Raw genomic sequence first — 10,937 nt, 5'->3', positions numbered from 1 at the left:
CAGGGATCCGGGCGCTGACGCCGTTCCCGGCGATCAGGGAATCGTGAGCACCTGACCGGGCTGGATCAGGTCAGGGTTCGGAATTCCGCTCGCATCGGCGATTGCCTGGCACTTACTGCCGTCGCCGTAGAAGCGCTCCGCGATCGCCCACAGGCTGTCACCGGATTCGACGGTGTACGTCCGAACGGCCGGCTCTGGCTCTGGCTCGGGAGGCGCTTGCGCGGCAGGCTCCTCGACCGGCGCGGCGGGCTCCTCTGCGGCGGCCTGCGTAGCCGCCTCGGGCGCCGGCGGCGGCGGAGCGTCCGTCTCGGTCTTGGTCGACCAGGCCGCCTCATTTCCGGCGTAGAGCACCAGGTTGCGGTCGTCCTGCAGCACGAGCTTGACGTCCTTTTTGCCGGCTGTGTTGCTGTGCCACACGGGTTTGTCGGCCGTGTAGACGACGAAATTGCCGTCGGGTTGCACTTCGGCGCGCACCACATTCTGACCGTCGGTACCGGCGGACCAGATCGCTTGGCCGCGCGACGCCAGCACCAGGTTGCCGTCGTCCTGCAAGGTCAGCGTGTAGGCGCCGTTGTTCGAGGTGAGCGATTCGCCCCGCACCAGCTTCTGTCCTTGGGTCAGCGTGTCCGCCATGGCATTTCCCTCTCGTCTACCGCCCGGCCGATTGGTCGGACGTTATTTCCTATGTCCGATGAGGACGAACCTACTCATCTTGGATTGCCTTGGGCAGCCCTGGATTCGACGCGATCGAAACCCTAGGGGAACTACCAGAGAACAATGCGGTTCGGCGCTGGACTACTTCTTGCCCCCGAGTAGGCCGCCGAGGATGTCGCCGATTGCACCTCCCTTGCCGCCCAACACATTTCCGACGATGCCGCCAAGGGACTTGTTACCGGAGCCACCGAGGATGCTGCCCAGAACCTCGCCGAGACCGCCACCGTCAGCTGCCTCCGTTCTCTGCGACGCGCCGGCCCCGCTGCCGGAACCGAGCTGTTTTCCGATGTACGCCAACACAATTGGCAGAACCACCGGCAGCAGTTGCTTGAGCAGGTCAGGATTACCTGCACCGCGATCGGCCAGGGCCGATGCGACCTGGTCGGCGTCGATGCCGCCGAACAGAGACGCGACGGCCTGGTGCCCGTCGCTCTCGCCCGGGGCGCCACCGACGTCGAGTAGGCCCCGCGCGGCATGGCTGGTTGCCATGGACTCGATCGTGCTGGCGTGCGCGGGATCTTGCGAATTCTGGTGCAGGCCGCCGAGCAGCTCCGGCACCAGCGTGTGAACGGCGTTTTGCACGTCGGCTTCGTCGGCGCCGAGCTTGTTTGCGATTTCAGACGTGGGAATCTGGCTGTACAGATCATCGAGACCGGCCATCGGTGCGTCCACCTTCGTTCCTGATATCGGAGCCAAGTCAATTACGACACTAGACGCATGCGGCTTCGGCCAACACCCTTCGCGCAGGAACGATTTGGTGTTCAGTAACCGGTAACCTGCCGGAACTGCGCCGATCCGGATCGATGCCCCGTCAGTTCAGCCGTTCGGTCTGCAGCGACACACCCGCCGCGGGGAAGCGGTCCAGCAGCGCGTCGCCCATCGCGGCCGCGGGCGTGAGGACGCCGTGTAGGTCCGGGAGCTTGTCACGGTCGAATGCCAGCGCCAGACCGCACTCCCCCAACAACACCGAAGTCGCCTTGTAGCCCGGGTCGCCGCGCTGCTCCATGCGCGCCACGTAACGGGCGCCGGTGCTCGTGGTCGTGTAGGTCTCGATGCGGTAGTAGCCGCGTTCCCGCGCGGCCGGACTGGGGCCGGTTCCGGGTTTGGGCACGATGCGCTCCACCAGCCGGCGCGGCAGCAGCCGGAAGAACCGGCTGCCCAGGCCGAACGTCGCGGCGGCGGCCCCGCCCACCACAGCGGAGGCCACCGGCGCGATCGGCGACGACCCCAGGCTCATGCTTTCGCTGTAGCGCAACCCGCGTCCGTAGGCCCAGTCCAGCAGGGCGTTGCTGCGCCGCACGATCCGGGTGTTGTAGGGCGCCATGACGAAGCCCGCGGTCCACACGCCGCTCAGTTCCGGCGCGATCCGGCCACCGCGACGCCACGGCAGATCGGGCTGCGGGCCGATGTCGGGTTCGGCGCCGCGGTCGCTGCTGAGCGTGTACGGGTCGGCGAGTTGGCGGCGGGCCTCGGGATCGCGGGAGGCGGTGTCCAGCACCTCCAACATCGACGCGACGGTGCCGCCGGACACCCCGCCGGAGAAGGACCGGACCACGAGGTCGGTGTCGACGAGTTCGCCGGCGCCGTCGTCGCGCGCCGCGCGATACAGCGCATACACGCTGAGGTCCGAAGGAACGGAGTCGAATCCGCACGCATGCACGATGCGGGCGCCGGTATCCGCGGCCTGCTTGTGGAATTGGTCGATGCTGTCGCGCACGAACATCGCCTCGCCGGTCAGGTCGGCGTAGTCGGTGCCTGCCGCGGCGCAGGCGGCCACCAGCGGCAACCCGTAGCGCGTGTAGGGGCCGACCGTGGTGATGACGACCTGCGTGCGCGCCGCCATCTCGTTCAGCGTCGACGGCGCTGAGGCATCCGCACTCAGGACGGGCCATGACCGCGCGGTTTCGCCCAGCGTGTCGCGCACGGCACGCAGCCGGTCGGGCGACCGGCCGGCCAGCGCGATCCGTTTGTCCGGTGCCGAGCCGGCCAGGTATTCGGCGGTGAGCTTCCCGACGAAGCCGGTCGCCCCGTACAGCACAATGTCGAATTCGCGCGTCGTTGCGGTCACGGGCCCGACGCTACCCGACGACGGGGGTGGCGACCGCTGGAGACAAGGAGTGCCGGGCACGGGGCCCGGCACTCCTTATATGTATGTCAGCGAAGCCGTCGATCAGCCGCGGCGTCCGCACACCGGCCACGCGCCGATGCCCTGCGAGTGCAGCACGTTCTCGGCGACGCGGATCTGCTCCTCGCGGCTCGCGCCGGCCGGGGAACCACTGCCGCCGTTGGAGCGCCACGTGCTCGGCGTGAACTGCAGGCCACCGGAGAAACCGTTACCGGTGCTGATGCCCCAGTTACCGCCCGACTCGCACTGCGCGATGGCGTCCCAGTTGACGCTGTACGCCCGGTGGGCGGGCGGCGGCGGCACGTCGGGGCCAGGAGGCGGCGGGACGTTCGGGTCGAAACCGACGGGCGCCGGCGCGTCCGGGGCCGGAGGCGCGTCGGGGGCCGGAGCGTCCGGAGCCGGAGGTGCGTCGGGGGCCGGAGCGTCCGGGGCCGGAGGCGCGTCCGGGGCCGGGGCGTCCGGGGCCGCTGCCGGCAGGTTCGGGTCGAAGGCCACCGCTTCGTCGGCGTGGGCGGTGGCCGACGGGATGGACACAAGCGTGCCCGTGACCGCGGCAAGAATGAGCGTCTTGCGGACGTTCTTCAATATCTTTCCTTTCGCTGCGCGCGCGCCAAAACAAGCCCACGCAGGTGGGCTGAAGGTCGTTGGCTGAATGCCTGTTTTGGAACGTGCCGTCTGGGTCAGGCACGACAGCGGCGGGCCAGGTCTGCCCGGCGGGTTGTCACCCACCGTCCACGGTCGGGCTTTCGCCGTCCGTGGCGCCGCTCACACGCGGGTCCGTGGATTCAATTTTGTTGATTACTTTTCCGTAACCCGTTGCGGGCTAACAGGGACCGTAGAGAACGCCGAGGCGTTCGTCATCTTCGGAAATCGCATATCTCGTTTGGATAACGACCCGATCACGCCGCGATACCAAGGCCATTCATGCAGGTCACAGGCGAGTTTTCGGACCGGGAACCGCCAAGGCATCCGCAAACAAATGGTGAGCCTAATCACGCGTAATTTGTGAGCTGGCGCACGTTCATTCGCGGCGCTGCCGCCGATTAGAAGCAGTCACAACGGATTTCTGCCGTCTTGTCGGCGGGCCGCGCAGCGTACCGCATGCCCGCCCCGTTCCTCACATCGCCACGCGGGATAGGCAGGAAAAAGGCGATCTCTGCCGAATTGACTTGCCCCACATAGCTATTCGTCAACCGCATCGCCGCGAAGCACGGCATTCGACGCGGATGGCGCGTATTGTGCTTTCCAACAATGACTTTCGCTAAACACTCACGGCGACAAGGCTTTTCAGGAACGGGCAGCTACTTCGTCACCCGCCGCGATTTCCTCGCGCACTCCGCAAAGGCCGCAAATTGCCGCTGTCCCAAAGGATCACGACGCCCGGAGCGGTTGGCGTCAGGCTTGGAGCTGCGCCAGAGCGCGCAGGTCGCTCTCCGAGTTGACGTTGGCCAAGAAACGCGATTCCGGCAGCACGATCTGTTGGGCGTCGGAGGCATCGATCAAGGCACGCATCGAGCGGGCGCCGCCGGCGACCAGGCCGTCGATCCGCTCGGCCAGATCGGTGCGGTACACCGCGGCGAGGTAGTGGCTGCGACCGTCCCACGGCAGCACGATTTCGGCGTTGGTCTCGGTGGCCAGCCCCATCAGGTCGTCGATCAAACCCGCTGACAGAAGCGGCATGTCGACGGCGCAGACGAAGGCGAACCGGGCGCCGGTTTCCGCCGCGGCGCGCAGGCCGCCACCGGTCGCCGGCAGTGGCCCCTGGCCGCGCACCTCGTCGCGAAGCACGCGCGCCTGCACCTCGGGCAGCGGTTGCCCCGGCGCGGCCATCACGAAGACCGGGTCGCAGCGCTGGGAGACGACCCCGACCACGTGCTCGAGCAGCGTGGGGGCCCCGCCGGGACCCGGCAAGGTCGCCTTGTCGCGGCCCATCCGCCGCGATTCGCCACCGGCCAGCACTATTCCGGCCAGGGACACTTCGGTGTCGGGTACCTGCTCGGCCACGTCAGTCGACGGTCCAGGTGTCGCGGCCGCGCAGCAGCGATTGCAGCGCCGCGGAGTCGAACGGCTTCGCCGACTGGGCCGCCTGAATCTGCGAGCGTGCCGCGTCGTCGTAGGTGGGCCTGTTGATGTTGCGGAAGATGCCCAGCACCGTGTGCTCGAGGTTCTGATCCGACAGCCGTGACAGGGCGAAGGCGTAGGCCGAGTTGTCGCTGTGGGCGTCGTGCACCACGATTTCGTCGACGGAGACGTCGGCGGTCTTGGCCACCTCCAGGCCGAACCCGGACTTCACGACGCAGTATTCGCCGTTGGCGCCGAACACAATTGGTTCGCCGTGGCGGACGTTGATGACCCGCTCCTCGGCGCCTTCCTTGCGCAGCGCGTCGAACGAGCCGTCGTTGAAGATCGGGCAGTCCTGCAGGATTTCGACGACGGCGGCGCCCCGGTGCCCGGCGGCCGCGCGCAGCACCTCGGTCAGGCCGTTGCGGTCGGAGTCCAGAGCGCGGCCGACGAAGGTCGCCTCGGCGCCCAGGGCCAACGACACCGGGTTGAACGGGTGGTCCAGCGACCCCATCGGGGTCGACTTCGTGACCTTGCCGACCTCCGAGGTGGGCGAGTACTGGCCCTTGGTCAGCCCGTAGATCCGGTTGTTGAACAGCAGGATGGTGATGTTGACGTTGCGGCGCAGCGCGTGGATCAGGTGGTTGCCGCCGATCGACAGGGCGTCGCCGTCACCGGTGACCACCCACACCGACAGGTCCTCGCGGGCCAGCGCCAGGCCGGTGGCGATGGCGGGGGCACGCCCGTGGATCGAGTGAAATCCGTAGGTCTCGAGGTAATACGGGAAGCGGCTCGAGCAACCGATGCCGCTGATGAACACGATGTTCTCGCGGCGCAACCCGAGGTCCGGCAGGAAGTTCCGGATGGTGTTGAGGATGACGTAGTCCCCGCAGCCCGGGCACCAACGCACCTCCTGGTCGCTGGTGAAGTCCTTGGACTTCTGGGGCTGGTCCTCAGCGGACAGCGTGGGGACCCCGTCGTTCTTGGTCAACTTCGGGGTCACACCGAGGTCTTTGCCCGCCAAATTGCCGATCAGGTCAGTCACGAGCGCCGCTCCTCCTCATCGCTTCGCTCTGCATTGACGCCGGCGCGAATCATGCGCCGGCCCCAACCGTTGCCGCCGCCATTCTGGCGACCATCGTCTTGTCGTTCTCGACTTCGGCCAATGTCCCGCCCAGCGCGGCGCGGATGACGCGGCCGATCTCGTCGGCCAGGAACGCGACACCCTGCACCTTGCTGACGGACTGGACGTCCACCAGGTACTTGCCGCGCAGCACGAACGCCAGTTGGCCCAAGTTCATTTCGGGCGCCACCACCTGCGGGTAGCGTCGCAGCACCTCGCCGAGGTTGGCCGGGAACGGGTTGAGGTAGCGCAAGTGCGCGTGCGCCACCTTGATGCCCTTGCGGCGCGCGCGCCGGCAGGCCTCGCCGATCGGACCGTAGGAGCTGCCCCATCCGATCAGCAGCAACTCGGCGTCGCCGGTCGGATCGTCGACCTCCAGGTCGGGAACGGAGATGCCGTCGATCTTGGCCTGGCGCAACCGGACCATGAGGTCGTGGTTGACCGGCTCGTAGGAGATGTTGCCCGAGCCGTTCGCCGCTTCCAGACCGCCGATGCGGTGCTCGAGCCCCGGGGTGCCCGGCACGGCGAACTGCCGGGCCAGCGTCTCGGGGTCGCGCGCGTAAGGCTGGAACGGTTCGTCCGGCTTGGCGAAGGCGTGCGTGATGCGCGGCAGCGTGCTGACGTCCGGAATGCGCCACGGCTCAGAGCCGTTGGCGATCGCGCCGTCGGACAGCACGATCACCGGGGTGTGGTAGGAGACCGCGATGCGCGCGGCCTCGAGCGCGGTCTCGAAGCAATCGGACGGTGACCGCGGCGCGAGGATCGCCACCGGTGACTCGCCGTTGCGGCCGTACAGCGCTTGCAGCAGGTCGGCCTGCTCGGTCTTGGTGGGCAGCCCGGTCGAGGGGCCACCGCGCTGCACGTCGACGACGAGCAACGGCAGTTCGGTCATCACGGCCAGCCCGAGCGCTTCGGACTTGAGCGAAATGCCCGGCCCCGACGTGGTGGTGACCCCCAGCGCGCCGCCGTAGGAGGCGCCGATCGCGGCGCAGATGCCGCCGATTTCGTCCTCGGCCTGGAAAGTGAGGACGTTGAAGTTCTTGTGCTTGGACAGCTCGTGCAGGATGTCGGAGGCCGGCGTGATCGGGTAGCTGCCGAGCAGGACCGGGATGTCGGCGAGCTGGCCGGCCGCGACGATGCCGTACGCCAGGGCGGTGTTCCCCGAGATTTGGCGGTATTCGCCCGTCGGCAGGGTCGCCCGGGACACCTCGTAAGTGGTGCCGAAGGCCTCGGTCGTCTCGCCGTAGTTCCAACCGGCCTTCAGCGCCAGCACGTTGGTCTCCGCGACCTCGGGCTTACGGGCGAACTTCTCACGAATGAACTTTTCGCTGGTTTCGATCGGCCGCCCGTACATCCACGACAGCAGCCCCAGCGCGAACATGTTCTTGGCGCGCTGGCCATCCTTCTTCGTCGCGCCGATGGCCTCGACCGCCCCGAGCGTCAACGTCGTCATCGCGACGGAATGCACGACGTAGTCGGACAACTCGTCGGTCTCGAGCGGGTTGGTGACGTAACCCACCTTGGTCAGGTTGCGCTTGGTGAACTCGTCGGAGTTCGCGATCACCATGCCGCCGCGGGGCAGGTCGCCGATATTGGCCTTGAGCGCGGCCGGATTCATCGCGACGAGCACGTCGGGCCGGTCGCCGGCGGTCAAGATGTCATAGTCGGCGATCTGAATTTGGAAGGACGAGACGCCGGGCAGGGTGCCTGCAGGCGCACGGATCTCGGCGGGATAGTTCGGCTGGGTCGCCAGGTCGTTTCCGAAAAGCGCTGCCTCGGAAGTGAACCGGTCACCGGTAAGCTGCATGCCGTCGCCGGAGTCACCGGCGAAGCGGATGACGACCTGTTCGAGGCGCTGACGGGCAGATCCGTTCGGGGGAGCCCCGTTCTGTGAGTCTGATCCGGCTCCGCTGCCGTTCGGATCCACGTCTTTGCCCTCCATTTGTTCACCGGACAGACAGTTCGCGCAGCTTCAGGTTACGCGTCGGCGAAGGGAGTCTCCGGCCATCACGGTTTTATGTCACTGGCGGTACCAATTATGGCACTGATTTGCGATCGCCATGGCCGCCTCTGCGGCGTCATCTCGGCCGTGTTCGCAGTCAAAAGGCGACGTCAGCGCCATCTACTGATGAGTAGCTCGGCAAACTGTGGCGTTGGTCACGTCTCGCGCGTTATCAACCGTCGTTCGTACCGTGTCGGCCTCCGGATGCCGCGTTTTCCGCGCCGAGTTTGGTCGCCGCCGTTTCCGGCATCGCAACCAGATACAACACGAACCCGGCCGCGGCCAGAGCACCCAAGAAGACGAATGCGGCGTCGTATCCGGCCGCGACCACGATCGAGCCCGCGACGAGGTTCGACACCGCGGCGCCGATGCCCGTCGCGGCCGTCACCGCCCCCAAGCTGACGTTGAAGCGGCCGGTTCCATGTGTCACGTCCTGCACGACGAGGGGAAACAGCGCGCCGAACACGCCGGCCCCAACGCCGTCCAGCAACTGCACGCTCACCAGCCAATAGGAGTTGTCCGAGAGGGTGTAGAGAAATCCACGGGCGGCCAAGACCGCGAATCCGACCAGGAAGATCGGCTTTCGGCCCCAGGAATCCGCCTTGGCGCCGGCGACATAGGCCACCGGCACCATGACGACCTGCGCGGCCACGATGCAGCCCGCCATCAGGGCGGTCCCGACGTCCTTGTTGTGCAGCGCCAGCCGTTGCCCGACCAGCGGCAGCATGGCCGCATTCGCGAAGTGGAAGGCCATGACCGTGGCGGCAAAGATCATCAGCCGGCGATTGCCCAGCAACGCCGCCAGCCGCGACGGGCTCGGGTGCGGTTGCCCGGGGGCGTGGTCCATTCCCCGGGCGACGTCGTGGTCGATCGCGTCGCCCGGAATCCACAGCGCCGCAACCACGCTGGCGGCGGCCATGACCGCGAGCACCCAGAACACGACGACGGGCCCGAAGAAGTAGGCCAAGCCGCCGGTGATCGCCGCCGCCGTGGCGTTCCCGGCGTGGTTGAACGACTCGTTGCGCCCGATCCGGCGGGAGAAGCGACGGGAGCCGACCAGCCCCAGGGTGATCGCGGCCAGCGCCGGGGCGAAGACGGATCCGGCGATGCCCGTGAGCGCTTGCAGCACCGAGATCGAAGAAAACCCGGGAAACAACGGCATCGCCAACGACGCCGCGGTGATCGTGAGCGCGCCGCCGATGACCAGTGCCCGCTTGGCGGTGCTCCGGTCCACCAGGGCGCCGGCCGGGGCCTGCGCGACGATCGCGCCGATGCCCCCGACCGCCATGACGAATCCGATCGAGCCCTGGTCCCAGTGGTGAGTCAGCAGCAGGTAGATCGACAGGTACGGGCCCAGCCCGTCACGAACATCGGCGAGGAGGAAGTTCAGCAGGTCCAGCCCGTACGCGACACGCGGTGGGATCACGTCAGCGCTGTCACGCGGCGTGCTGGGAGGCTCCCGGATCTAGTTAGGCGCTCTTGTCGCGGCGCTCGGTACGCGACGGCTTGCGCGGCACGATCGTCGGCAACACGTTGTCCTGCACGGTCTCCTTGGTCACCACGACCTTGGCGACGTCGTCGCGGCTCGGGATGTCGTACATCACGGGCAGCAGGACCTCTTCCATGATGGCGCGCAGGCCACGCGCCCCGGTGCCGCGGTGGATCGCCTGATCCGCGATCGCTTCCAGGGCGTCGTCGGTGAACTCGAGCTCCACGCCGTCCATCTCGAAGAGCCGCAGGTACTGCTTGACCAGCGCGTTCTTCGGCTCGGACAGGATCTTGACCAGCGACTCGCGGTCGAGATTGGTGACCGAGGCGACCACCGGCAGCCGGCCGATGAACTCGGGGATCAGGCCGAACTTGATCAAGTCTTCGGGCATGACCTCGGCGAAGTGGTCGGTGGTGTCGATCTCGGCCTTCGAGCGGACCTCGGCGCCGAAGCCCAGGCCACGCTTGCCGACGCGCTCGTAGATGATTTTCTCCAGGCCGGCGAACGCCCCCGCGACGATGAACAGCACGTTGGTGGTGTCGATCTGGATGAACTCTTGGTGCGGGTGCTTGCGGCCGCCCTGCGGGGGAACCGACGCCTGGGTGCCCTCCAGGATCTTCAGCAGGGCCTGCTGCACGCCCTCCCCGGAGACGTCGCGGGTGATCGACGGGTTCTCGCTCTTGCGGGCGATCTTGTCGACCTCGTCGATGTAGATGATGCCCGTCTCGGCCCGCTTGACGTCGTAGTCGGCGGCCTGGATGAGCTTGAGCAGGATGTTCTCGACGTCCTCACCGACGTAGCCGGCTTCGGTCAGGGCGGTGGCGTCGGCGATGGCGAACGGGACGTTGAGCATCTTGGCGAGCGTCTGGGCCAGGTAGGTCTTGCCGCATCCGGTGGGTCCGAGCATCAAGATGTTGGACTTGGTCAGCTCGACCGGCTCGTGCCGCGAGTCCCGGCCCTTCTCGCCGGCCTGAATCCGCTTGTAGTGGTTGTAGACCGCGACCGCCAGCGTCCTCTTGGCGGTGTCTTGCCCGATGACGTAGCCCTCGAGGAACTCCCGGATCTCGATGGGTTTGGGAAGTTCATCGAGCTTCACGTCGTCGGCGTCGGCGAGCTCCTCTTCGATGATCTCGTTGCAGAGATCGATGCACTCATCGCAGATGTATACACCGGGGCCAGCAATGAGCTTCTTGACCTGCTTCTGGCTCTTCCCGCAGAACGAGCACTTCAGCAGGTCCCCGCCGTCTCCGATGCGTGCCATGGTGCGTTAGTGCCTACTTCCTCTTCGCCGTTGGACTTCCCTGTCCCGCATGTATTCACCGACGCTACCCGCTTGATCGGGCCCGCCGCGACCATAAACGCCGAATCGCGCCGATGGTATTTGCGGGAGTTCATGCCCCTTCCGTATGGAGGAAAGATATAG

General features: G+C 67.0%; 9 protein-coding genes. All 9 read right to left on the bottom strand.

Annotation, left to right across the window (positions count from 1 at the left end; genetic code table 11):
* Positions 1-33: 33 nt before the first annotated feature.
* Entirely contained in the window at positions 34-633 is a 600-nt protein-coding gene (locus tag JF781_RS08735; protein ID WP_225327099.1) for a LysM peptidoglycan-binding domain-containing protein, read from the bottom strand.
* 162 nt (positions 634-795) lie between these two features.
* Complete coding sequence (locus tag JF781_RS08730) at positions 796-1,374, bottom strand: DUF937 domain-containing protein (protein WP_225327098.1); 579 nt, start codon at positions 1,372-1,374, stop codon at positions 796-798.
* Positions 1,375-1,525: 151 nt separating this feature from the next.
* The gene (locus tag JF781_RS08725; protein WP_225327097.1) at positions 1,526-2,782 is read right to left on the bottom strand and encodes a trans-acting enoyl reductase family protein; all 1,257 of its coding nucleotides are present in this window, start codon (positions 2,780-2,782) and stop codon (positions 1,526-1,528) included.
* Between the two features lie 102 nt (positions 2,783-2,884).
* Entirely contained in the window at positions 2,885-3,424 is a 540-nt protein-coding gene (locus JF781_RS08720) for a transglycosylase family protein (RefSeq protein ID WP_225327096.1), read from the bottom strand.
* Positions 3,425-4,234: 810 nt separating this feature from the next.
* Positions 4,235-4,843, bottom strand: a complete 609-nt coding sequence (gene mobA / locus JF781_RS08715) for a molybdenum cofactor guanylyltransferase (RefSeq protein WP_225327095.1) — start codon at positions 4,841-4,843, stop codon at positions 4,235-4,237.
* A 1-nt stretch (position 4,844) separates the two neighbouring features.
* Positions 4,845-5,945: a 2-oxoacid:ferredoxin oxidoreductase subunit beta gene (locus JF781_RS08710; protein ID WP_014379675.1), complete on the bottom strand. Its 1,101-nt coding sequence runs from the start codon at positions 5,943-5,945 to the stop codon at positions 4,845-4,847.
* 49 nt (positions 5,946-5,994) lie between these two features.
* A complete protein-coding gene (locus tag JF781_RS08705; protein ID WP_225327170.1) occupies positions 5,995-7,950 on the bottom strand; it encodes a 2-oxoacid:acceptor oxidoreductase subunit alpha in 1,956 nt (651 codons plus the stop codon).
* A 247-nt stretch (positions 7,951-8,197) separates the two neighbouring features.
* Positions 8,198-9,451 carry an MFS transporter gene (locus tag JF781_RS08700; RefSeq protein ID WP_225327094.1) on the bottom strand — a complete coding sequence of 418 codons (1,254 nt, stop codon included), beginning with the start codon at positions 9,449-9,451 and terminating at the stop codon, positions 8,198-8,200.
* Positions 9,452-9,494: 43 nt separating this feature from the next.
* Complete coding sequence (gene clpX, locus JF781_RS08695) at positions 9,495-10,775, bottom strand: ATP-dependent Clp protease ATP-binding subunit ClpX (RefSeq protein WP_008255183.1); 1,281 nt, start codon at positions 10,773-10,775, stop codon at positions 9,495-9,497.
* Between the last annotated feature and the right edge of the window lie 162 nt (positions 10,776-10,937).

Origin of the sequence: Mycobacterium sp. WUMAC-067 (genome assembly GCF_020217485.1) — a bacterium.
GTDB lineage: Bacteria > Actinomycetota > Actinomycetes > Mycobacteriales > Mycobacteriaceae > Mycobacterium.
Note: the sequence above shows the minus strand (reverse complement) of the source record. Positions and strands in the feature narration are given on the sequence as shown.

Excerpts from the sequence above, each read along its gene's own strand:
- JF781_RS08735 (WP_225327099.1), bottom strand. The coding sequence starts at position 633 with ATGGCGGACACGCTGACCCAAGGACAGAAGCTGGTGCGGGGCGAATCG.
- JF781_RS08730 (WP_225327098.1), bottom strand. The coding sequence starts at position 1,374 with ATGGCCGGTCTCGATGATCTGTACAGCCAGATTCCCACGTCTGAAATC.
- clpX (WP_008255183.1), bottom strand. The coding sequence starts at position 10,775 with ATGGCACGCATCGGAGACGGCGGGGACCTGCTGAAGTGCTCGTTCTGC.